Raw genomic sequence first — 20587 nt, 5'->3', positions numbered from 1 at the left:
GGGCCCGGCCCAGGGGGTTTCCTCCGCTCGCGCTGTGCGCTAGTCGCAGCCGGCACCGGTACTCTAGAAGACGGCCGCAACGACAGGAGATCCCGTGATCCTCAGCTTCATCTTCTTCCTGATCCTCTTCCTCGGAGGCATCTGGGTGATGGCTCTCGCGCAGTCGCTCGAGGACTTCCAGGCGATCGTCTTCATCGCCGGCCTTCTCCTCACCAGCCTCTCGCTGGCCTTCATGATGCGCCAGCGCGGCTCGGCCACCCGTCGCAAGGACAACTGGTCGGGCAGCCCGACCGAGTGATCGCCGGCGGCGTCAACGCCGCCGAGCGAGCCGCGCCTCGAGATTGGCCTTCACCGCGGGCCACTCCGGCTCGATGATCGAGAACTCCACGCTGTCGCGCAGCGCACCGTTGCGGTAGCGGCTCATGGCGCGCATCACGCCGTCCTGCTTGGCGCCGAGACGCTCGATCGCCGCCCGCGACTGGAAGTTCACCCACTGCGTCGTCAAACCCACGCGGAACACCCCGAGAGTCTCGAAGGCGTGTCGCAGCAGCAGCAGCTTCGACTCCGCGTTCGTGCCCGTGCCGTGCGCGGACGGGCGGTTCCAGGTGTATCCGATGTGCAGCCGCGGCACGTCGGCGACGATGTCGTAGTACGAGGTCAGCCCGAGGATGCGCCCCGAGGCGTCGAAAGCGGTGAACGGCAGCATCTCGCCCTTGTCGATCAGCGAGAGGCGTCGGCCGACCTCTGCGGCGACGCCGTCGGGCGCCGGGACCGAGGTGTACCACGCTGTCTTCCACAGATCGCCCTCCTCCACGGCATCGACCAGACCGTCGACGTGAGAGCGGTCGAGCGGGCGGAGTTCGACGAGCTCGCCCGTCAGGGTGACGGGCGCGGGTGAGACGAGAAAAGCCATGCAGCCATTCAATCAGCGGACGATGTCGTCACGCCGCCGTGAACCGCAGGTCGTTCTCACCGATCCGCCGGAGCCGACGCTGGTAGGCGAGGATGAGCTCGATCGTCACGTCGAGCTCGAAGGCGAGGCTCGCCAGGTGCGGCCCGCGCGCGTCTTCGGCCTGCGCGTAGGCCGAGGCCGTGATCAGCCGGCACGCCGCCCACTCGTCGGCCTGGCGCTCCTGCTGGCGACGGACTGCCGGCACCGTGGAGGGGACGTGCCCGAGGATGACGTGACCCAGTTCGTGCGCGAGGACGCTGCGGGTCGTGCGCGCGCTCATGCCGGGCGCGAGGCGTATGGTGCGCGAAGACGGTTCGAAGCCCCCGCGCGTGCGTCCGGGGCGCTCGACGATGCGCACGCCGTGCTCCTCGGCGAGGCGGAGGAGCATGTGCATGATTCCCCTATTCGTAGAGGTCGTCCGTGTCGGCGTCGTGCCGGAGGCGCGATTCGAACGCGACCTCGGGGATATCTTCGCGTTGCCCTGCGACATCGGGGGTTCGACGGAGCATGCTGACGCGGGCGACAGGCGTCCCGTCGTCGTCGCGGAGTCGCTCCTCGGCGCGGGAGAGCAGCACATGGGGCTCGAGATCCAGAGCCGCGCAGACCGAATAGACGACGGGAACGGGGATGGCCCGCTTGCCGGTGACGTAGTTGTCGAGGGCGCTGCGGGCGATGCCGATGGTCCGCGCCATCGCAGCGATGCTGCTCCGGGATGCGGCGATCTCCGCGCGCAGCTGGCGGCCGACAGCCGCGTTGAAGTGGTCGGCAGGTGTCTCCATCTGGCTCACCATAGCACCGGTGTGAAGCCAGTATGCCGTCATATTGGCTCATTCGGCGCTTGATCGACCGCATGCAAGGAGCTACTGTCGACGGATGGGGACGAATGAGCGTCATTTGGTGGCGTCCGCGATCGTGACCGAGATCCGGCGGTCCGATCGCTCGGTGCGATGGGTGTCTTTCCGGTCGGGTCTCGACTGCGATGACCTCGTCTCGAAGCTCGAGGAGCACGAGGACTTCACGATGGTCGATCTGGCCAACATCGCCGCGGCCCTGGGCGTTCCCGTCAGTGCGCTGACGCCGAGCGCCAGGCCGACCGGCCGCTGAGGCGCGGTAGCGTGGTCGGCATGAAGACAGTGCCGTTCGGATCCGCCACCGCCCCCGCCGTCGTCGCGGGAATGATGCGCATCGACGACAAGGACGACGCCCACATCCGCGATCTCTACGCCGCCGCGCGCGACTCCGGCATCGACTTCTTCGATCACGCCGACATCTACGGCGGCAGCATGCATCACTGCGAATCCCGCTTCGCGGACGCGCTGCAGCTGAGCGCCGCCGAGCGCGACGAGATCGTGCTGCAGACCAAGTGCGGCATCGTGCCGAAGGAGGGGATGTTCGACTTCTCCTACGAGCACATCGTCGCCCAGGTCGACGGCTCGCTCTCCGCCCTGCGCACCGACCGCATCGACGTTCTCCTGCTGCACCGTCCCGACGCCCTTGTGGAGCCGGAAGAAGTGGCGCGCGCCTTCGACGAGCTCGAGGCCGCAGGCAAGGTGCGCGCGTTCGGGGTGTCGAACCACACGCCTCGGCAGATCGACCTGCTGCGCACGGCCGTGCGTCAGCCGCTGATCGCGAATCAGCTGCAGCTGTCGATCACGCACGCGCCGATCCTCGCGCAGCCCGTGGCGATGAACATGGCCGGTGAGGAGCAGAGCGTCGTCCGCGACGGCGGCGGCATCGTCGAGTACTGCCGCATCAATGGCATCACCATCCAGGCCTGGTCGCCGTTCCAGGGCGGATTCTTCACCGGTGTGTTCCTCGGCAATCCCGAGTACGCCGAGCTCAACGTCGTCATCGACCGGCTGGCCGCATCGTACGGCGTCACGCCGATCGCGATCGCGACCGCCTGGATCACGCGGCACCCCGCCCACATGCAGGTCGTGCTCGGCACGACGACACCGCAGCGCGTGCGGGATGCGGCCGCGGGGGCAGACGTCGAGCTCACCCGCGCCGAGTGGTACGAGCTGTTCCGTGCCGCCGGTCACCTGCTCCCATAACCCGAGCGGCGGATTCCGCCGTCGTCTACCCTGAACTCATGCCGTTCCTGTTCTCGCTCCTCGTCATCGCCCTGATGATCGGCGCGCTGATCGACATCATCACGCGTGACGACTCCCAGGTGAAGCACCTGCCGAAGATGGTGTGGATCATCATCGTGATCCTGCTCCCGCTGATCGGCAGCGGGCTCTGGTTCGCGATCGGCCGCGAGTACGGTGAGTCCGGCATCTCGATGCCGCGGATGCGGCGTGCGGAGCGGCCCCGGGGACCGGTCGACGTGCGTCCGGCGCCTCCGGTGGATGTTCGGACGACCGAGCAGCAGATCGCCGACCTCGACCGGGAGATCGAGGAATGGCGGCTCCGCGACGAGATCGAGCGGCGGCGACAGGACGGCGGCGACGCAGCTGCCGGGCCGGCCGCCTAACCCGCGATCTCGAGATCGAACGCCTCGCGGACTGCCGCCTCCAGCGTCGGGTAGCGGAATTCGAAGCCCGCTGCGGTGAGCTTCTCGGGGAGCACCCACCGGCTCTTGAGGATCAGCTCCGTCTCCGTGCGCATGCCGATCGCACCGATCTCCAGCATCCACCGCGGCATCGGCAGACCGACACGTGCGCCGAGCACGCGGCGCACGGTCGCCATGAATGCGGCGTTGTCGACCGGGTTCGGGGCCGCCGCGTTGACCGGTCCCTCGAGCTCCGGCGTCTGCTCGAGGAAGTCGATGATGCGCGCGACGTCCTCGACATGCACCCAGCTGAAGCGCTGGCGGCCTCGGCGGGCGCCGGGGAAGTGCCCGGTGCCGGCGGCACGACGCGCCCTGCCCACCGGCCAGCGTCCGTCGTGCTGGGCGCCGCCGAGCCCGAGGCGGGCGAGATTCTTCAGCGGATCGAGCACGCCGCCGTGACCGAGCACGATCGCGCTGCGCAGCGCCACACGGCGGGTGCCGGGCAGATCGTCGGCGAACAGCGCCTGCTCCCATGCCTTCGCGACCTCGACGGAGAAGCCCGAGCCGATCTCGCCGGTCGACTCGGTCATCGGCCGATCCTCCGCGTGCCGGTAGATCGTCGCCGTCGACGAGTTGACCCACAGGGCGGGAGGGTCGTCCGCTCTCGCGATCGCGGTGCTCAACGAGGCCGTGGTGTCGAGGCGCGAGCGGAAGATCTCGGCACGGTTCTCGGGCGTGTACCGGCAGTTGACGCTCTTGCCGGCGAGACCGATCACCAGAGTGGCGCCGTCGACCGCACGGTCGATCGCAGCCTGATCTCCCCAATGCACGTCGGCGCCCGAGCGCGAGACGGTGACGACCTCGCGGCCGTCGGCCTTCAGACGCGGGATCAGGAAGCTGCCCATGAATCCGGTGGAACCGCCGATGACGACCTTGCTTGCGCTCATGTCGTGGACTCCTCGCGTGCGCTGCTCTCGATGCGGTAGCGGAAGCTGCCGCGGTACTCGTAGACGCGACCGATGATCGGCGCGTCGATGGTCACGCTCACCCGCTGGCGGTCGACGGCGTCGTCGAAGGTCTCGGTGAGGCGGACGACGGGGGAGAGGAGCCGCGGAACCCGCACACGCACGCGCCCGAGGCGGAACCCGACAGCGCGACTCGTGAGCTCCAGCGCCCCGTCGCGCGTCGCGAGGTCGAAACAGGCCGCGACCACGCCCGGCTCGCCGAGCTCGTCGACCACCCGGCCGTGTCGGGTGAGGGTCACCGCGTCGCGCATGACCCACGTGCCGCGCCTCAGGTGGAAGGTGCGCTCGCCGATCGCGCGGGACGCGATGGTGCGATTCTCGACGCGGAACGGCACGTCCCGCTCCCAGCACGCCGCGACGACGCCGCGGCGCTCGAGCATCCGCAGGATCGGCCACAGCCAGCGCCGCGGGGTGCCGACGCGGTCGAAGACTCCGTCGCCGACGCCGACCGAGCCGTCGGGGATCGCCTGGAAGTACGTGCGCAGCCGCGGGTGCAGATCATCGAGCCGCTCGCCGAGTGCTCTCGCGTACGGGGATCGCGGCTCGGGTGTCACGCTCCGAGCCTAGCCCGCAGGCCGGAGCAGCCGATCCAGGAGCGTCAGCGCTTCGTGCTGCGGGGCCGTCTCGTCGAGGAGCCACTGCGTCTGCAGGCCGTCGGAGGCGGCCACGACGAGTGCGGCGACGGCATCCGGATCGGCATCGCGACGCAGGCGCCCCCGTTCCTGCTGCTGACGGATCTCGTCGGCGAGGCGGGTGCGGAGCTCGGCGAACCTGGCGGTGGCGAAGTCGCGCGCCACCGGATGGCCGTTCTCCAGCGCCGAGGCGACCAGGGTCGAATAGAGCTGCACGAGCCCCGGCACCTCGCGGTTGGTGCGCGCCGATTCGATCATCCGCTCGACGGGCGTGGCGTCCTCGGGGACGACCTCGTGCCGGTGCGCCGGCGAGTTGCTCTCCTGGTAGACGGCGACGAGGAGTTCCTCGAGCGAGCCGAAGTAGTGGGTCAGGGCGGCGTGCGTCACCCCGACCTCGCGGGCGATCGCGCGGAGGCTCGTGCGGTCGGCGCCCCGCTCGGCGAAGACCTCGATCGCACGGTCGAGGATCTCCTGCCGGCGCGCTATCCCCTTGGCATAGGCGCCGCGCTGGCGTGGGCGCTCGTCATCGTCGGGCATGTCCGGAGTCTAGCGAATGAAAACTTCCGCGTGGAGGTATTTGGTGATAGCGTGCTGACATCGGGTCGCGCACCCGCACGTCACCGACGACCGAAGGAGCAAGACCGATGACGATTCAGACCTCCCTCCAGCTGTTCACCATCAAGGAGCAGCTGGACGCCGACCTCGAGGGATCGCTCGCCGCGGTCGCCGCGCGCGGGTTCACGGCGGTCGAGCCGTACGACTTCGTCCGTCGCGCCGCACCGCTCGCGGACGCGCTCACGGCGGCCGGGCTCACCGCCCCCTCCGGTCACGCGTTCCTCGCCTCGCAGTCCTTCGTGAACCCCGACGGCAGCGGCACGACGGTGCCCGTGCCCTCGCCCGCTGAGGTGTTCGCGGCGGCGAAGGTGCTCGGCATGACCACGGTCATCGACCCCTACACGGAGCCGGCACGCTGGGAGTCGGTCGCGCAGATCGAGGAGACCGCCCGTCTGCTCAACGAGGCCGCAGCCGTCGGCGCCACGGTCGGCGTGCGCGTCGGCTACCACAACCACGCGCACGAGCTGGAGGCCGTGTTCGACGGCGTCACGGGCCTCGAGGTGCTCGCGGGCCTGCTCGACGACCGCGTCGTGCTCGAGGTCGACCTGTACTGGGTCGCCCGCGGCGGCGTCGACCCCGTCGCGCTGCTCGAGCGTCTGGGCAGCCGTGTGATCGCCGTGCACGCCAAGGACGGCACGCTCGATCCCGCCCTCGCGAACACCTATCCGCCGGCCGATCAGGTGGCCGCGGGCGAGGGGACTGTTCCCCTGGTCGAGGCCATCGCCGCGGCATCCGCCCTCGAGCTCGCGATCGTCGAGTTCGACCACTACGACGGAGACCTGTTCGACGCCATCGAGCGCAGCCGGGTCTACCTCGACGAGAAGGTGGCCGGCTGATGGCGGTGGGCAACGGCCCCGTCGGGGTCGGGATCATCGGCGCGGGGAACATCAGCGACCAGTACCTGTCGAACCTCACCACCTTCCCGGACGTCCGGGTGCTCGCGATCGCCGATGTGATCGCGGAGCGCGCGAAGGCGCAGGCGGAGAAGTACGGGGTGCCTCGCTCGGGCGGCGTCGACGCCGTCCTGAACGACCCCGAGATCGACATCGTCGTGAACCTGACGATCCCGGCGGTGCACGTCGAGGTCTCCGAGGCGATCATCGCCGCGGGCAAGCACGTCTGGACCGAGAAGCCGATCGGCGTGAGCCGCGAGGAGTCCCGCGGTCTGCTGGAGAAGGCGGATGCCGCGGGCCTCCGCGTCGGCGTCGCGCCGGACACCGTGCTCGGCCCGGGGGTGCAGACCGCGAAGCGCGCGATCGCGCGCGGCGACATCGGCCGTCCGCTGTTCGCGCAGACCACCTTCCAGTGGCAGGGCCCGGAGATCTTCCACCCGAACCCGGCGTTCCTCTACGCCAAGGGCGGAGGACCTCTGCTCGACATGGGGCCGTACTACGTCTCCACGCTCGTGCACGTGTTCGGTCCGGTCGCGGCCGTCGCCGCGCTCGGTCTGCAGGGCACGTCCACCCGTCGCGTGCAGGTCGGCGAGCTCGCCGGGCAGGAGTTCCCGGTCGAGATCCCGTCGACGCTGAGCGTGCTGATCGACTTCGAGCAGGGCGGACAGGCGCAGAGCATCTACAGCACCGATTCGCCGCTGCTGCGCACGGGGATCGTCGAGATCACCGGCACCGAGGGCACGATCGTGATCCCCGACCCGAACACCTTCGGCGGCGCGATCTCGATCACCCGGCCGCTCCGGCTCGGGCAGGAGCTCGTCGATCAGGAGATCGTCGACGTCGTCCAGGAAGGGGTGCTCGCGGGCCGCGGAGTCGGGCTCCTCGACATGGCGCGCTCGATCGCGGCCGGTCGCGCACACGTCGCGACGGGCGAGTTCGGCTACCACGTGCTCGACACGCTCCTGTCGATCGAGGAGGCCGCGGAGTCCCGCACGTTCGTCGCCGTCGAGAGCACGCTCGATCAGATCGGCGCGCTCGACGCCGCTTTCGACCCCTTCGCCGCCACGCTCTGAGCACGGCGGCGGAGGGCTCCTACTGCTCGCGGAGCTTCACCAGGCGCTCGTGTCCGGTCTCCTCGAGTTCCGCGATGTCGTCGCGGGACTTGAGGAAGTCCGAGAACGACCGGTAGCCGAGAGCCTTCTCGCTGAACGACGGATCCATCCGGCGCATGTGCGTCTTGACCGCCGAGCTGTGCAGCCACTCGTCGGCGTCGGTCTTGTCGTGCCCGAGGCGCAGCGCGCGCTCGAGCAGCTGCGTCGCCTCGCCCTGCTCGTCGACCTTGGGCTCCTCGACCTTGGCCGCCGCCGCCTTGGACTTGGCCCTGCGCGGCGCCTTCGCCTTGGGCGCGTCTGCCGGGGCTTCGGCGACGGGCTCGACGGCTTCCGCGACCGGCGCGGCGACCGCCGGTGCGGGCTTCGTCGGACGCACGACGCCGGGCAGCGAGTCGTACGCCTCGAACTCGTCGCACGCCGCGGCCAGGGACTTGGCGGTCGAGCCGGCGACGCCGACGCCGATCACGTAGCGCCCGAGACGCTTGCAGCGCTGCGCGAGCGGCACGTAGTCGCTGTCGCCGGCCACGATCACGACGTGCGTGAGGTCGGGGAGGCGGAACATGTCCTCGACGGCATCCACGGCGAGGCGGATGTCGGCGCCGTTCTTGGCGTACGCCGCGGCCGGGAACAGCTGCACGAGGTCGACCGCGCGCGCCACGAGCTGGGAGCGGTACTCGGCGTTGACCGGCGAAGACCAGTCGGCATACGCCCGCGTGAGCACGAGCGTGCCGAAGGAGGCGGCGTAGTCGATGATCGCGCCGACCTCGATCATCGCGCGGCTCAGCCGTTCGGCGACCTCGGGATCGTTCGGGTTCTCGGTGATCCGCTGGCGGTCCTTGCCGTAGGCGTTGCGGCCGTGGACGCGGTCGTACCAGGAGATGACGATGTTGTCGAAGTCGAGGTAGACCGCGACACGGGCGTTCGTCGGCTCAGCCACGGTCGGACTCCTCGTGCGGGTAGCGCACGCCGATCTGGGATCGGATCTCGTCGAGCACTCCCATGATCGCGACGCTCTCGGCGATCGGGAGCAGGTCGCCCTCGAGGTTGCCCTCGGCGACGAGGCGTTCGGCCGCGAGAGCCTCGAACTGCATGCCCCGGCCCTCGATGTCGGACGCGTACTCCTCGTGGACGGTGCCGTCCGGCAGCACGACACGGAACGACGTGGGGGAGTACCAGACGCGGTCGATGTCGATGCGCGCGGCGGTGCCGATGATGCTGGCGGCGTTCGGGCCGGCGGCGCGGGACGACGACAGGGTGGTCGAGATCGCGCCGCCCTCGTGCGTCATGACCGTGGCGACCTCGGCATCCGCCCCGGTCTCGATCAGACGTCCGACGGCGCGGATGCTCGTGGGAGCCCCGAGGATGTCGTGGACGAACGAGATCGGGTAGATGCCCAGGTCGAGCAGGGCGCCGCCGCCCAGCTCGAGCGCATTGAGCCGGTGTGCGGGGTCGGAGGGCAGCAGCTGGGTGTGGTCGGCCGTCACGGCGCGGATCTCGCCGAGCGTGCCCTCGGCGATGATCTCGCGGATGCGGATCATGTGCGGCAGGTAGCGCGTCCACATCGCCTCGGTGACGAGCAGGCCCTTCTCGGCGGCGAGCCGCTGCAGGTCCTCGGCCTCGGCGCGGTTCAGCGTGAACGCCTTCTCGGCGATGACGTGCTTGCCGTGCTCGAGCAGCAGGCGCGCGTTGTCGTGGTGCATCGGATGCGGAGTCGAGACGTAGACGATGTCGACATCCGGGTCCGAGGCGAGAGCCTCGTACGAGGCATGCGCGCGGGCGATGTCGAAACGTGCGGCGAAGGCGTCGGCGGACTCCTGCGAGCGCGAGCCGACCGCCACGAGATCGAGCCCTGCGGTGCGCAGATCGGATGCGAACGAGGCGGCGATGCCGCCGGTCGCGAGGATTCCCCAACGAAGACCAGTCATGCCTTCAGCGTAGAGGGTGCAGCCCGCTGCGGCACGAGCGGGAACACCTGTTCCGCGATGCGCTCGAGCTCTTCGTCCAGCGGCGACGCCTGGATGAGCAGCAGCGTAATGCCGGCATCCGCGTATTCGTGGATGCGCTCGGCGACCTGCTCGGCCGTGCCCACGAGGTTGGGGCGCAGCCCGCGCGTGCCGACCGAGTACTCCCGGCGGGTGAGCTCGAGCGACAGCTTCGAATTGCGCTGGAACTCCTCGAAGGAGGCGTACCCGGGCGAGTCGGGGTCGACGGTCGTGATGCGGTCGAGCTCGCGCTGCGCCTCGGCCTCGGTGTCGCGGACGATCACATAGGCCGGCATGCCGAACTCGGCGATCGGACGACCGTGCAGCCGCTGAGAACGGGCGTTCATGTCGGTGACGTTGGCCCGCACCTCCTCGAGCGTGCCGCCGTGCATCACGTAGGCGTCCGCGAACTCCGCGATCGACTCGCGGCCCGCTTCGCTCTCGCCGCCCGCGAAGATCACCGGGTGGCTGGACGGCTTCGGCTCGACGATCGTGCCGTCGAGGGAGTAGTGGGCGCCGTCGAACGAGAACGGGGTCTGCTCCCACAGCCCGTTCAGCACGGTGACGAACTCCTGCGCCTGCACGTAGCGCTCGTCGTGGGTGGTGAACCGACCGCCGAACTGCCGCGCCTCCTCGGCCCACCAGGCCGCCACGACGTTCAGCGACACGCGCCCCGGCGCGATCCGGTCGAGCGTGCCGACGGTCTTCGCGAGCACGGCGGGCAGATGGAAGCCGGGCCGCACGGCGGTCATCACCCGCAGCCGCTCCGTGACGGCGAGGATCGCGGCGGACAGCGACCACGCCTCCAGGCTCGGGGCGTCGACCCCCTTGCGGTCGTTGAGGTACAGCTCGGGGACGAGCGTCGTGTGGAATCCGAGGCGATCCGCCGTCACCGACACCTCGCGGATGTACTCCCACGTGGCGGCCATCCGCCCCTCGTCGGTGACGTTGCGGAGGAACCCTCCGTAGACGGGCGTCCAGTATCCGAGATCGATGGGCATGGTGCTCCTGAGATCAGACCAGCGCGAGTGCGCGGTCGAGGTCGGCGATGAGGTCGGCGGGATCCTCGAGACCCGCGGAGAGCCGGATGGTCGTGAGGGAGATGCCGGCGGCAGCCCGCTGGGCCGCGGACAGGTGGGAGTGGGTCATAGAGGCTGGATGGGCGACGAGGCTGCGGGCGTCGCCGATGTTCGCGACGAGCCGGATCACCTCCAGCGCATCGATGACGCGGGCGACGCGGCCCTGCGTCTCGGCGTCCTCGGGGACGGCCAGATCGAAGGAGAACACCGACGGCACGCCGTTCGGCAGGTAGCGCGCTGCCAGCGCACGCCACGGATTGCCCTCCAGGCCGGGGTGATGCACGGCCGCGACCGCCGGATGCTGCTGCAGGTGCCGCGCGAGGGCCAGGGCCGTGGTGCTCTGCCGGGAGACGCGCAGGTCGAGCGTCTCGACGCCCTGCAGGATCTGCCAGGCATTGAACGGCGAGAGCGACGGGCCGAGGTCGTGCACGTACTTCGACTTCACGAGCGCCGCGAACGCCTGACCGAGGCCGAACCGCTCCCACAGGGCGAGGTCTCGGACGCGCGCATAGGGTGCGGTGAACTGCGGCCAGCGGTCGGGCTCCCGTCCGAAGTCGAACGTGCCCTGGTCGACGACGACTCCGCCGAGCGAGGTGCCGTGGCCGCTGAGGAACTTCGTGGCGGAGTGCACGACGAAGTCGGCGCCGTGCTCGCCGGGCCGCACCAGGAACGGCGTGCCGACCGTGTTGTCGATCACGAGCGGAATCCCGGCGTCGTGCGCGACGTCGGCCACCGCGCGGATGTCGAGCACCTGCGCGATCGGATTCGCGACGGATTCGGCGAACAGCACGCGGGTCTCGGGGCGGATGGCGGCGCGCCAGGCCTCGAGGTCGTCCTGGTCGACGAATGTGACCGGGATGCCGAAGTCGGCGAAGGTGTCTTCGAGCAGGTCGACCGTGCCGCCGTAGAGCTGGCTCGCCGCGACGACGTGTCCGCCGCGGCCGACGAGCGCGAGCAGGGTCACGGCGACGGCCGCCTGGCCCGACGCGACGGCGACGGCGGAGGCGCCGCCTTCGAGGGCGGCGATCCGCTCCTCCAGGATCTGCTGGGTCGGGCTCGCGTTGCGGCTGTAGAGGTTTCCCGCCGAACGGAGGGCGAACAGGTCTGCGGCCTCGGCGAGCGAGGCGAACTCGTAGGCGGCGGTCTGGTAGATCGGCGGGACGGCGCTGTTCTGCGGGGTGCCGGGGACGTAGCCGGCCTGGATCTGGCGGGTGGCGAACGAGGTCATGACGCCGTCGCTGCGACGAGGTCGACGGACCGCACCACGGGCGCGTGCACATCGCCGCCGCGCAGCCTCTCCAACCACAGCACGATTGTCGCGGCCACGCTGCGGTGCGACTGGTCGTTGAGCGCGTCGTGGAGACCGGCGACCGTCTCGACGAGCTCGAGATCGGGGAGGGCGCGCAGCACGGCCGCCGCTTCGACGAAGGGCGAGACCGGATCGTCGCCGCCGTGGACGGCGAGGACCGGAACAGCGATCGCGGCGAGGTCGGCGGGTGCCGGGAGCGGTTCCGCCGGCCGTCGCGGGGAGCCCGACGCGTCGGACGCCAGCACCCCGAGGTGCAGCGGGCACGCCGTCCGCTCCTCGTCGGCGGGCAGTGAGCCCTCGGCATCCACGACGAGGCCGGCGACGATCGCCCCGTCGACGGCGGCCCCCTGCGTGAGCTCTCGCAGGACGGCGGATGCGCCGGCATCCGATCCGACGAGCACACGCGGGCCGTCCGTCGACTCGGCGAGCCATCCGGTCGCGGCGTCCACGTCCTCCTCGAAGACCCCGACCGTGTAGCCGTCGGTGCTCAGACGGCGGCCGAACCGCTCGTACACAGCGGCGCGTTCTCCGCGTCCGGTGACGACGGCGAGCGTGCCGCGCACCCGGGCGGGCGGCGTCCAGACGGCGGGGGATGAGGTCGTGGTCATGCGTTCATCCTCCGGTCGGCGCCGACGCTCGCGCAGACATGAGTCGATTTGTTGCGCCCGGTGTCGCTTCGCTTCGACGCGATTGTGGCGCCGCGGGCCCGCTCATACTTTCGCTTCCATGACCTCCCGACCTCGTCTCGTCCCGTTCGCTGCGGCAACGGTCGCAGTGCTCGCCCTCGCCGGCTGCGCAGCATCCGCTCCCGCACCGTCCGACTCCGCCTCGACCACCTCGCTCACCTGGGGGTGGGCGCTGCCCACCAGCTGGGATCCCGTGACCTCCACCGCGGGGTGGGACACGCATGCGCTCGCGCTCGTGTACGACGGGCTCACGCAGCTCGACACGGAGGGCGAGGTCGTCCCCGGTCTCGCCGAGAGCTGGGAGTACAACGACGAGGGCACGGCGATCACCTTCCACCTCCGGAAGGATGCCGAGTTCACCGACGGCACGCCGGTGACGGCCGACGCCGTGAAGCAGAACCTCGAGCGCGGACGCGATCAGGAGAACTCCACGCTCGCCGGTCAGCTGCGCATCGTCGTGGGCGTCGACGTCGTCGACGAGCAGACGGTCACCGTGCACCTCGACCAGGCCGACTACCAGGTGCCGTACCTCTTCGCCGGCAAGACGGGCTTCATCGTGAACCCTGCGGCGTTCGCCGACGTCGCGGCCCTCGCCACGCAGCCGGAGGGATCCGGACCGTTCGCCCTCACCGAGTACGTGCCGAACGCCCACGCGGACCTCGAGAAGAACGAGGACTACTGGAACGCGGACCACATCTTCATCGACGACTTCTCGATCGTCCCCGTGACCGACCCGGCGACCGTCGTCGCCGGCGTGAACTCCGGACAGTGGGATGTCGCGCAGATCCCGCCGGCGCAGGTCGACGGGGCCGAGGCCGCGAACCTCGAGGTCGAGACGATCAAGGCGCTCACCGTGCGCGCGCTCGACGTGAACGCCACGGTGGCGCCCTTCGACGATCAGCGCGTGCTGCAGGCGATCAGCCACGCCACCGACCGTCAGGCGCTCATCGACGCGACCTACTTCGGCCATGGCACACCGAACTGGCAGCCGTTCCCCGAGGGCTACGTCGCGCACAGCCCCGAGCTGGACGACCTCTACGCCTACGACGTGGATGCTGCGAAGGACCTCCTCGCGGAGGCCGGCTACCCGGACGGGGTCGAACTCACCCTGTCGCTCACGGAGGACGACACCGCACTCGCCGAGGTGCTGCAGGCGCAGTGGGCGAAGGCGGGCATCGACGTCACGCTCAACGTGCTGCCGGCCGCCGCGGTCTCGCAGAACTACGTGCAGCGCACCCTGCCGTTCGTGCTGGACAGCTACTCCGGCCGTCAGTCGCCGCTGCAGGGGCTCGAGGTGCTCTACGGCGCCGAGGGGCTGATGAATCTCGGTCGGCAGACGCCCGAGGAGCTCACGGCCGCGATCAACGAGGCCCGGGCGACGCCCACGGATGCCGATGACTATGCCGAGAAGATCCAGGACGCGGTCGAGGTCGGCGTGAAGCTGCAGCCGAACACCTTCCTGTTCAGCTGGCCCCGCATCCTCATCCACCCCGACAAGGTCACCGGCATCCGGCACTGGCTCGACGTGCAGCGCTGGGAAGACGTGAAGGTCGAAGGGTGACCCGCTGATGGCGACCGTGATCGCCGAGGCGAGAGACGTGCAGGAGGTCAAGGTCGTTCCCGGCCTCCTGCGGGCGTGGCCCGTGCTCCGCACCGTGCTCGCCACGATCGTCACGGCGGTCACGGTCTTCCTCATCGCGACCTTCGCGACGTTCGCCCTCGGCGCCGCCAGCGGATCCAATCCCGCGGCCGTGGCGCTCGGCGAGGTGGCGACGCAGGCCGACGTCGACCGGCTGAACCATCAGTTCGGCCTCGACCGTCCGTTCCTGGTCCGCTACGTCGACTGGATCGCCGGTGCCGTCACCGGCGATCTCGGCAACTCCTGGTTCACGACGATCCCGGTGGCCGACAGCATCGCGCAGGCGTTCCCGGTGAGCCTGTCGATCGCCACGGGCGCGATCATCCTCGCGCTCGTGTTCGGGTTCATCGGCGGCACGCTCGCCGCCGTGAACCGCGGCGGGATCATCGACCGCGTGGTGACGCTGCTCAGCACGGTCGCCGCGACCGTGCCCGCGTTCGTCGCCGCGATCGGCCTCATCCTGCTCTTCTCCTACGCGATCCCTCTCTTCCCCGTGGCGGGATACACGCCGCCGGAGAAGGACGTCGGCGCCTGGCTCGTGTGCCTCGTGCTCCCGTCGGTCGCGCTCAGCCTCGATGCGGGGGCCGACGTGGCGCGCCAGCTGCGCACCTCGCTCGTGGGCACCCTGGGGGAGAACTTCATCATCGGCGCCCGGGTGCACGGGCTCGGTCCGGGGCGCATCGTCTTCCGGCACGCTCTGCCGATCGCCGCCGCTCCCGCGCTCTCGGTGCTCGGTGTGCACGCTCCGCGTCTCGTCGGCGGCGCGGTGATCACCGAGGTCATCTTCGGGATGCCGGGACTCGGGCAGCTCGCCAATCGGGCGGCTCTGCAGGGCGACGTCCCCGTCGTGCAGGGTGTGCTGCTCGTCACGATCGCGATGATCGTGATCGTCGGCGCCGTCCTCAACCTCGTGATCTCCCGCACCGGCGGAACCGAACGGAGTGCCGCATGACGGCGAACACGCCCCCCGCGATCGTGCGGCTCTGGCATGCCGGCTGGAGCGTGCGCCTCGCGCTGCTGCTGATCCTCGGCGTCGCCCTGCTCGCGGTCGCCGGCCCCGCGCTCGCCCCGCAGGACCCGCTCGCGCAGGACGCGGCCGCCGCCCTGCAGGAACCCAGCCTCGGCCACCTCCTCGGCACCGACTACGTCGGCCGTGATGTGCTGTCGCGACTGTTCGCCGGTGCGCCAGCGTCGCTGTTGAGCGCCGGCGCCGCCGCCCTGATCGGACTGGTCCTCGGCGCCGTGCCCGGTGCGCTGAGCGCCTTCGTGCCGAGGGTCGCGGACTGGCTCTCGCTGCGGGTCGTCGACGCGCTGCTCGCCCTGCCGTTCATCCTGTTCGCCATCGTCTTCGCCGCGCTGCTCGGCAACGGGCTCGTGCAGGCCACCCTCGCGATCGGCATCCTCATCGCGCCCGGCTTCTTCCGCATCGCGCGGGCGGCGACCCTCCGCGTGCGCGACTCGCAGTACATCGAGGCGGCCGGGTACCTCGGCGCCTCGGCCTGGTGGGTGCTCCGGCGGCACGTATGGCGTCAGGTCGCGCCCAACCTCGTGGTCGCCTCCGTCTCGGCGCTCGGGGGCGCCCTGCTCGCCGTCGCCTCGCTCACGTTCCTCGGCATCGGCGTGCAGCCGCCGGCTCCGACCTGGGGCGGCATGCTCTCCAGCGATCTCGGATACCTCAGCCAGCGGCCGTGGGGACCGCTCGCCCCCGCCCTCGCGATCATCCTGACGGTGGGCGCGCTGAACCTCGTCGCCGACGCGGCACGGGACGTGCTCGGCGCGGACGCGCCGATCCGACGGAAGGCTGCCGCACATGTCTGAGACGCCTCCCGTCCTGAAGGACCGGGCCGAGGTCCGCAGCGGACCCGTCGCGCACGGCTTCACGACGCTCCGGCCGTCGTTCGACGAGGCCTCCCTCGCGCGGCCGGCCACCGCCGAGGTCACCGACCTCGTGATCGCCGCCGCCGACGGCACCGAGCTCGTGCACGGGGTTTCGCTGTCGGTGCGTCCCGGTGAGGCGCTGGGCATCGTGGGCGAGTCGGGGAGCGGCAAGACCCTCACCTGCCGGGCGCTCCTCGGCATCCTCCCCGCGGGCCTCGCCGTCACCGCAGGGAGCGTGCACGTCGACGGCGTCGACCTCACGCGCGCCGGCGAACGAGACTGGCGCCGCGTGCGCGGCACGCACATCGCGGCGGTCTTCCAGGACCCGGCGTCGTACCTCAACCCGGCGATCCCGGTCGGCGCGCAGCTGGAGGAGACGCTGCGCATCACGGCAGGTCTGCCCCGACGACAGGCGCGGGAGCGCGCCCGCGAGCTGCTCGACGACCTCGGCATCCGTCGCGTGGACCTCGTCCTCCGGCAGCGTGTGGCGCAGCTCTCCGGCGGCATGCTGCAGCGGGTGCTGATCGCGATGGCGCTCGCCGCCGACCCCGCCGTGCTCATCGCCGACGAGGCCACCACGGCGCTCGACGTGACCGTGCAGGCGGAGCTGCTCGACCTGCTGCGCCGGCTCCGCGTGGAGCGTGATCTCGCCCTGGTGCTCGTCTCGCACGACCTCGCCGTGGTCGCGCAGGTCTGCGAGCGCGTGCAGGTGTTCCGCGACGGTCGCGTCGTGGAGGCCGGGCCGACGTCGCGTGTGCTGCGTGCCCCCGCGCACCCCTATACGCGGGAGCTGCTCAGCGCGCATGCCGCCTACGGACTCGAGAGGTTCCTCCCATGAGCGCTCCGGCGATCCTCGAACTCGACGAGCTCTCGGTCGACTACGGCCGTGTGCGCGTGCTCGACCGCATCTCGCTGAGCGTGCGCCCCGGTGAGGTGGTCGGCGTGGTCGGCGAGTCCGGGTCCGGAAAGACGACCCTGGCGAAGGCGGTGCTGCGGGCCGTCGATGCCGCCACGGGATCGCGCATCCTCGTCGACGGTCGCGACGTCACCCGGCTCCGCGGGAGCGGACTGCGCGCGTGGCGACGTGCGGGAGCCGTGCAGTACGTCTTCCAGGATCCGCTGCGCTCACTGGATCCGGCCGTGAGCACGGCCGAGTCGATCGTCGAGGGACTGCGCATCGGCCGGGTCCCGGCCGCGGAGGCGAGCCGTCGACGGGCGGCCGCTCTCGATGCGGTCGGCCTCGACGAAGAGCTCATCACCCGACTTCCGGGCGGACTCTCCGGCGGCCAGCGCCAGCGCGCCGCGATCGCCCGCGCGCTCGTGGTCGAACCGCGACTGCTCCTCCTCGACGAACCGGTCAGCGCCCTCGACGCCGCGAGCCGTGATCGCGTCGTGCAGGCGCTGATCGCCCTGCGCGACGCACGCGGCAGCGACCTGGCGATGCTCGTCATCTCGCACGACATCGGATCGCTCGCCGCCATGAGCGACCGCCTGGTCGTGCTCGACCGCGGACGCATCGCCGAAGACGGCCCGACCCGACGCGTGATCTCGCGCCCGGAGCATCCGTACACCCGCCTCCTCATCGATTCCGTCCCCCTCATCCACACCCCTCGCGCGAACCGTCCCTCGCGCGCACCAGTCAGGAGCTGACAGCCATGCCCATCGAACTGCTCGGAATGATCGCGACGACCGCAGGGTCGGAATCGAAGGCCGTGACCGGTCCTGTCGTCGACCCCGCCTACGTGCGGGACTTCTCCCGCGCGCACGAGGAGGCCGGCTTCGACCGCGTGCTCATCGGCTACAGCGCGAGCTCGCCGGACGGGTTCGCGGTCGCCGCCGCCGCGCTGCACGCGACCGAGCGCCTCAAGGTGCTCATCGCGCACCGCCCCGGCTTCGTCGCTCCGACGGTCGTCGCCCGCAAGCTCGCCACGCTCGACCATCTCACCGGCGGCGGACGCATCGCGATCCACCACATCAGCGGCGGCAGCGAGGCCGATCAGCGTCGTGACGGCGACTTCAGCGAGAAGTCCGACCGGTATCGGCGCACGGGGGAGTTCATCGAGGTGCTGCGGCGCACGCTCTCATCGGACGAGCCGTTCGACTACGACGGCGACTTCTACCGGTTCGAGGGCGCGTTCTCGGCCGTGAAGCCGGCGACGGATGCCGGCATCCCGATCTTCTTCGGCGGACTCTCCGAGGGTGCGGTCGAGGTCGGCGCGAACGGCGCCGACGTCTACATGCTGTTCGGCGAGCCCCTCGCCGACGTCGCGGAGCACATCCGCACGATCCGCGCCGCGGCGGCGAAAGCCGGACGCACCGTGGAGTTCAGTCTCTCGACGCGGCCGATCATCGCCGACACCGAGGAGGAGGCGTGGGCGAAGGCGGACCGGATCTACGCCGAGACCGAGGCGGTCATCAACAGCCGCTCCTCGGACAACACGCTCAGCTTCGCCCGCCCGCTGCAGCGCGAGAAGAGCGCCGTGTCGGCGGACCGCCTGCAGCAGCATGCGCAGCGGGGAGACGTGCACGACGAGCGGCTGTGGCTGGGCATCACGCGCCTCACCGGGCCCTCCGGCAACTCGACGGCCCCTGTCGGCACGCCCGAACAGGTGGCCGAGGCCCTGCTGAAGTACTACGACCTCGGCGTGACGCGCTTCCTGATCCGCGGGTTCGATCCGCTCGGCGACGTGCAGGACTGGGGTCGCGAGCTCGTCCCCGCCCTGCGCGAGGGGGCGCGTCTGCGTGACGAGGCGCGCGCGGCGGAGAGCGAGGAGCGGGTCGCCTGACCCGATCCGCAGCCATGACCGAACCTCTCATCATCGGCGCCATGGTGCGCACGCTCGGCGCCTACCCGTCGGGCTGGCGACACCCCGGCGCGCATCGCGACCCGGCGACCGACGCCGACATCCTCCGCCACATCGCCAGAGAAGGCGAGGAGGCCGTACTCGACTATCTCTTCTTCGGGGACTGGCTGGCGACCGGACCCGACCTCGAGTTCCGCGATCCGTACCTCCTCGCGCGTATCGATCCCGTCAGCGCCGTGCTGTTCCTCGCCGGCGTGACGTCGCGCATCGGGCTGATCGCCACGGTCAACACCACCTACGGCGACCCCTACACGACCGCGCGGTCGCTGGCCTCGCTCGACGTGCTCACCGGAGGGCGCGCCGGGATCAATCTCGTCACCGGCGCCGAGCCGCGCGCCGCAGGCAACCACGGCCGCGACGCGCACGCCGACAACGAGACGCGCTACGACCGCGCCGAGGAGTTCGTCACCGCCCTGCGCCGGCTCTGGGACTCCTGGGACGAGGATGCCTGGATCGCGGATGCCGAACGCGGCGTGCTCATCGATCCCGCCGGTCTCCGCAGCGCCGATCTGCACGGTGCGCAGATACGGGTCACCGGCCCGCTGAACGTCGCCCGCCCGCCGCAGGGGCGGATCCCGATCGTGCATGCCGGCACGTCGCCGCGATCGCGGGCGCTCGCGGCCACCGAGGCCGACCTCGCCCTCATCGCAGCGCCGAACATCGCCGATGCGATCGCCACCCGTGCACAGCTCCGCACGATCGCGGCGGATGCCGGCCGGTCGCCCGCGTCGCTGAAGGTGATTGCCCCGGTGCTGCCGGTGGTCGCGGAGACGGATGCCGAGGCGCACCGCATCGTGGAACGACTGCTCGCGCTCGTGCCGCTCGCCGAGGGGCACCAGCCGGCGCGCACCGCGTTCCCGCCGAACCGGACGGTCGACGCCCTCGCGGACGCGCTCGGCGTCGCAGCCGACGACCCGCTGCGCGCGGTCGCCTTCGACGATCAGGTCGCCGCGGACGATGCGGCACGCCTGGGGGAGGGCGGCGCCGCGCTGATCGAGCGGGTGTCCCGCATCGCCGGTCTGGCCGTCTCGGGCAGGCGGCCGCTGACCTGGCGTCACCTCGTCGCCGCGCACGCCGTGCCCGCCGCATTCGTGGTGGGCGATGCGCACCTCATCGCGGATCATTTCGAGAGCTGGCGCGATGCCGGAGCGGCGGACGGCTTCAACGTGCTGTCCGCCTTCCAGCCGGCGCAGTTCGAGGCGTTCACGCGCCTCGCAGCGCCCGAGCTGCGTCGTCGTGGACTGCTTGCGGGCGACACGGATCGCGACGGGGCGACCCTGCGCGACCGGCTGCGCATTTCCTCCCGTGTCGACGCATGACGAGAGGTTTCGCTTCGCGACTGTCGGTGTCGGTCGCGTCGCGGCGCGGCATCCGCGTTCCCTAGCGTGAAGCCACCTCGAACCTCCGCGACACCCTCGCACCCGAAG

General features: G+C 70.8%; 24 protein-coding genes. 13 read left to right on the top strand and 11 right to left on the bottom strand.

The annotated features are described in order from the left end of the window. The first annotated feature begins 94 nt into the window (after nt 1–94). Nucleotides 95–298, top strand: coding sequence for a hypothetical protein (locus DW306_RS11120; protein WP_136055659.1), 204 nt, complete (start codon nt 95–97; stop codon nt 296–298). 12 nt (nt 299–310) lie between these two features. On the opposite strand, the gene DW306_RS11115 is transcribed toward DW306_RS11120, so the two are convergent. Genes DW306_RS11115 through DW306_RS11105 form a run of 3 tightly spaced genes read right to left on the bottom strand, consistent with a single transcriptional unit; the run spans nt 311 to nt 1731 of the window. Next, nucleotides 311–913 (bottom strand): GNAT family protein, encoded by a 603-nt coding sequence (locus DW306_RS11115; RefSeq protein WP_136055658.1) that lies wholly within the window; start codon nt 911–913, stop codon nt 311–313. A 28-nt stretch (nt 914–941) separates the two neighbouring features. Further along, nucleotides 942–1346 carry an ImmA/IrrE family metallo-endopeptidase gene (locus tag DW306_RS11110; protein ID WP_136055657.1) on the bottom strand — a complete coding sequence of 135 codons (405 nt, stop codon included), beginning with the start codon at nt 1344–1346 and terminating at the stop codon, nt 942–944. Nucleotides 1347–1353: 7 nt separating this feature from the next. After that, nucleotides 1354–1731 carry a helix-turn-helix domain-containing protein gene (locus DW306_RS11105; protein WP_240747159.1) on the bottom strand — a complete coding sequence of 126 codons (378 nt, stop codon included), beginning with the start codon at nt 1729–1731 and terminating at the stop codon, nt 1354–1356. 118 nt (nt 1732–1849) lie between these two features. On the opposite strand from DW306_RS11105, the gene DW306_RS11100 reads away from it, so the two are divergent. The 3 genes from DW306_RS11100 to DW306_RS11090 are packed head-to-tail and all read left to right on the top strand — an operon-like array spanning nt 1850 to nt 3428. Continuing rightward, nucleotides 1850–2056, top strand: a complete 207-nt coding sequence (locus tag DW306_RS11100) for an XRE family transcriptional regulator (protein ID WP_240747158.1) — start codon at nt 1850–1852, stop codon at nt 2054–2056. Nucleotides 2057–2076: 20 nt separating this feature from the next. Further along, nucleotides 2077–3006 (top strand): aldo/keto reductase, encoded by a 930-nt coding sequence (locus DW306_RS11095; RefSeq protein WP_136055655.1) that lies wholly within the window; start codon nt 2077–2079, stop codon nt 3004–3006. Nucleotides 3007–3044: 38 nt separating this feature from the next. Further along, nucleotides 3045–3428 (top strand): PLDc N-terminal domain-containing protein, encoded by a 384-nt coding sequence (locus DW306_RS11090; RefSeq protein ID WP_136055654.1) that lies wholly within the window; start codon nt 3045–3047, stop codon nt 3426–3428. Here DW306_RS11090 and DW306_RS11085 read toward each other — a convergent pair. The 3 genes from DW306_RS11085 to DW306_RS11075 are packed head-to-tail and all read right to left on the bottom strand — an operon-like array spanning nt 3425 to nt 5640. Beyond that, on the bottom strand, nt 3425–4393 hold the full coding sequence (locus tag DW306_RS11085) for a DUF1731 domain-containing protein (RefSeq protein ID WP_136055653.1): 969 nt from the start codon (nt 4391–4393) through the stop codon (nt 3425–3427). The two genes, DW306_RS11090 and DW306_RS11085, sit on opposite strands and share 4 nt — an antisense overlap. Then, complete coding sequence (locus tag DW306_RS11080) at nt 4390–5025, bottom strand: DUF4166 domain-containing protein (RefSeq protein ID WP_136055652.1); 636 nt, start codon at nt 5023–5025, stop codon at nt 4390–4392. Before DW306_RS11080 ends, DW306_RS11085 begins: the two co-directional genes overlap by 4 nt. 9 nt (nt 5026–5034) lie before the next feature. Continuing rightward, nucleotides 5035–5640: a TetR/AcrR family transcriptional regulator gene (locus DW306_RS11075; RefSeq protein WP_136055651.1), complete on the bottom strand. Its 606-nt coding sequence runs from the start codon at nt 5638–5640 to the stop codon at nt 5035–5037. 107 nt (nt 5641–5747) lie between these two features. Here DW306_RS11075 and DW306_RS11070 point away from each other — a divergent pair, with 107 nt between their 5' ends. Then, nucleotides 5748–6554 (top strand): sugar phosphate isomerase/epimerase, encoded by an 807-nt coding sequence (locus tag DW306_RS11070; RefSeq protein ID WP_136055650.1) that lies wholly within the window; start codon nt 5748–5750, stop codon nt 6552–6554. Further along, entirely contained in the window at nt 6554–7684 is a 1131-nt protein-coding gene (locus DW306_RS11065) for a Gfo/Idh/MocA family oxidoreductase (RefSeq protein WP_136055649.1), read from the top strand. Before DW306_RS11070 ends, DW306_RS11065 begins: the two co-directional genes overlap by 1 nt. A gap of 19 nt (nt 7685–7703) precedes the next feature. Here the strand turns inward: DW306_RS11065 and DW306_RS11060 are convergent, their stop codons facing one another. The 5 genes from DW306_RS11060 to DW306_RS11040 are packed head-to-tail and all read right to left on the bottom strand — an operon-like array spanning nt 7704 to nt 12701. After that, the gene (locus tag DW306_RS11060; protein WP_136055648.1) at nt 7704–8660 is read right to left on the bottom strand and encodes an NYN domain-containing protein; all 957 of its coding nucleotides are present in this window, start codon (nt 8658–8660) and stop codon (nt 7704–7706) included. Continuing rightward, the gene (locus DW306_RS11055) at nt 8653–9648 is read right to left on the bottom strand and encodes a Gfo/Idh/MocA family oxidoreductase (protein ID WP_136055647.1); all 996 of its coding nucleotides are present in this window, start codon (nt 9646–9648) and stop codon (nt 8653–8655) included. The genes DW306_RS11060 and DW306_RS11055 overlap by 8 nt, the downstream gene beginning before the upstream one ends. Continuing rightward, nucleotides 9645–10706: an LLM class flavin-dependent oxidoreductase gene (locus DW306_RS11050; RefSeq protein ID WP_240747157.1), complete on the bottom strand. Its 1062-nt coding sequence runs from the start codon at nt 10704–10706 to the stop codon at nt 9645–9647. The genes DW306_RS11055 and DW306_RS11050 overlap by 4 nt, the downstream gene beginning before the upstream one ends. Nucleotides 10707–10719: 13 nt before the next feature. Continuing rightward, nucleotides 10720–12012, bottom strand: coding sequence for an aminotransferase class I/II-fold pyridoxal phosphate-dependent enzyme (locus tag DW306_RS11045; protein ID WP_136055646.1), 1293 nt, complete (start codon nt 12010–12012; stop codon nt 10720–10722). Continuing rightward, nucleotides 12009–12701: a hypothetical protein gene (locus DW306_RS11040; protein WP_205814147.1), complete on the bottom strand. Its 693-nt coding sequence runs from the start codon at nt 12699–12701 to the stop codon at nt 12009–12011. Before DW306_RS11040 ends, DW306_RS11045 begins: the two co-directional genes overlap by 4 nt. A gap of 118 nt (nt 12702–12819) precedes the next feature. Here DW306_RS11040 and DW306_RS11035 point away from each other — a divergent pair, with 118 nt between their 5' ends. From DW306_RS11035 to DW306_RS11005, 7 genes are read left to right on the top strand one after another with little or no spacing between them, the layout of a single operon-like run. Further along, nucleotides 12820–14340, top strand: a complete 1521-nt coding sequence (locus DW306_RS11035; RefSeq protein WP_168429300.1) for an ABC transporter substrate-binding protein — start codon at nt 12820–12822, stop codon at nt 14338–14340. 7 nt (nt 14341–14347) lie between these two features. Next, nucleotides 14348–15370, top strand: coding sequence for an ABC transporter permease (locus DW306_RS11030; protein WP_136055644.1), 1023 nt, complete (start codon nt 14348–14350; stop codon nt 15368–15370). Further along, nucleotides 15367–16236 (top strand): ABC transporter permease, encoded by an 870-nt coding sequence (locus tag DW306_RS11025; RefSeq protein WP_136055643.1) that lies wholly within the window; start codon nt 15367–15369, stop codon nt 16234–16236. Before DW306_RS11030 ends, DW306_RS11025 begins: the two co-directional genes overlap by 4 nt. Next, a complete protein-coding gene (locus DW306_RS11020) occupies nt 16229–17134 on the top strand; it encodes an ABC transporter ATP-binding protein (protein ID WP_136055642.1) in 906 nt (301 codons plus the stop codon). Before DW306_RS11025 ends, DW306_RS11020 begins: the two co-directional genes overlap by 8 nt. Further along, nucleotides 17131–17946: an ABC transporter ATP-binding protein gene (locus tag DW306_RS11015; RefSeq protein ID WP_136055641.1), complete on the top strand. Its 816-nt coding sequence runs from the start codon at nt 17131–17133 to the stop codon at nt 17944–17946. The genes DW306_RS11020 and DW306_RS11015 overlap by 4 nt, the downstream gene beginning before the upstream one ends. A gap of 5 nt (nt 17947–17951) precedes the next feature. Further along, a complete protein-coding gene (locus DW306_RS11010) occupies nt 17952–19082 on the top strand; it encodes an LLM class flavin-dependent oxidoreductase (RefSeq protein WP_136055640.1) in 1131 nt (376 codons plus the stop codon). 14 nt (nt 19083–19096) lie between these two features. Next, nucleotides 19097–20479 (top strand): NtaA/DmoA family FMN-dependent monooxygenase, encoded by a 1383-nt coding sequence (locus DW306_RS11005; protein WP_136055639.1) that lies wholly within the window; start codon nt 19097–19099, stop codon nt 20477–20479. Nucleotides 20480–20587 lie beyond the last annotated feature (108 nt).

Source organism: Microbacterium sp. K24 (genome assembly GCF_004794465.1).
Taxonomy (GTDB): domain Bacteria; phylum Actinomycetota; class Actinomycetes; order Actinomycetales; family Microbacteriaceae; genus Microbacterium.
Note: the sequence above shows the minus strand (reverse complement) of the source record. Positions and strands in the feature narration are given on the sequence as shown.

Excerpts from the sequence above, each read along its gene's own strand:
- DW306_RS11110 (WP_136055657.1), bottom strand. The coding sequence starts at position 1,346 with ATGCACATGCTCCTCCGCCTCGCCGAGGAGCACGGCGTGCGCATCGTC.
- DW306_RS11065 (WP_136055649.1), top strand. The coding sequence starts at position 6,554 with ATGGCGGTGGGCAACGGCCCCGTCGGGGTCGGGATCATCGGCGCGGGG.
- DW306_RS11030 (WP_136055644.1), top strand. The coding sequence starts at position 14,348 with ATGGCGACCGTGATCGCCGAGGCGAGAGACGTGCAGGAGGTCAAGGTC.
- DW306_RS11045 (WP_136055646.1), bottom strand. The coding sequence starts at position 12,012 with ATGACCTCGTTCGCCACCCGCCAGATCCAGGCCGGCTACGTCCCCGGC.
- DW306_RS11010 (WP_136055640.1), top strand. The coding sequence starts at position 17,952 with ATGCCCATCGAACTGCTCGGAATGATCGCGACGACCGCAGGGTCGGAA.
- DW306_RS11050 (WP_240747157.1), bottom strand. The coding sequence starts at position 10,706 with ATGCCCATCGATCTCGGATACTGGACGCCCGTCTACGGAGGGTTCCTC.
- DW306_RS11025 (WP_136055643.1), top strand. The coding sequence starts at position 15,367 with ATGACGGCGAACACGCCCCCCGCGATCGTGCGGCTCTGGCATGCCGGC.
- DW306_RS11040 (WP_205814147.1), bottom strand. The coding sequence starts at position 12,701 with ATGACCACGACCTCATCCCCCGCCGTCTGGACGCCGCCCGCCCGGGTG.
- DW306_RS11105 (WP_240747159.1), bottom strand. The coding sequence starts at position 1,731 with ATGGAGACACCTGCCGACCACTTCAACGCGGCTGTCGGCCGCCAGCTG.
- DW306_RS11035 (WP_168429300.1), top strand. The coding sequence starts at position 12,820 with ATGACCTCCCGACCTCGTCTCGTCCCGTTCGCTGCGGCAACGGTCGCA.
- DW306_RS11095 (WP_136055655.1), top strand. The coding sequence starts at position 2,077 with ATGAAGACAGTGCCGTTCGGATCCGCCACCGCCCCCGCCGTCGTCGCG.
- DW306_RS11075 (WP_136055651.1), bottom strand. The coding sequence starts at position 5,640 with ATGCCCGACGATGACGAGCGCCCACGCCAGCGCGGCGCCTATGCCAAG.
- DW306_RS11015 (WP_136055641.1), top strand. The coding sequence starts at position 17,131 with ATGAGCGCTCCGGCGATCCTCGAACTCGACGAGCTCTCGGTCGACTAC.
- DW306_RS11005 (WP_136055639.1), top strand. The coding sequence starts at position 19,097 with ATGACCGAACCTCTCATCATCGGCGCCATGGTGCGCACGCTCGGCGCC.
- DW306_RS11085 (WP_136055653.1), bottom strand. The coding sequence starts at position 4,393 with ATGAGCGCAAGCAAGGTCGTCATCGGCGGTTCCACCGGATTCATGGGC.
- DW306_RS11115 (WP_136055658.1), bottom strand. The coding sequence starts at position 913 with ATGGCTTTTCTCGTCTCACCCGCGCCCGTCACCCTGACGGGCGAGCTC.
- DW306_RS11055 (WP_136055647.1), bottom strand. The coding sequence starts at position 9,648 with ATGACTGGTCTTCGTTGGGGAATCCTCGCGACCGGCGGCATCGCCGCC.
- DW306_RS11070 (WP_136055650.1), top strand. The coding sequence starts at position 5,748 with ATGACGATTCAGACCTCCCTCCAGCTGTTCACCATCAAGGAGCAGCTG.
- DW306_RS11090 (WP_136055654.1), top strand. The coding sequence starts at position 3,045 with ATGCCGTTCCTGTTCTCGCTCCTCGTCATCGCCCTGATGATCGGCGCG.
- DW306_RS11020 (WP_136055642.1), top strand. The coding sequence starts at position 16,229 with ATGTCTGAGACGCCTCCCGTCCTGAAGGACCGGGCCGAGGTCCGCAGC.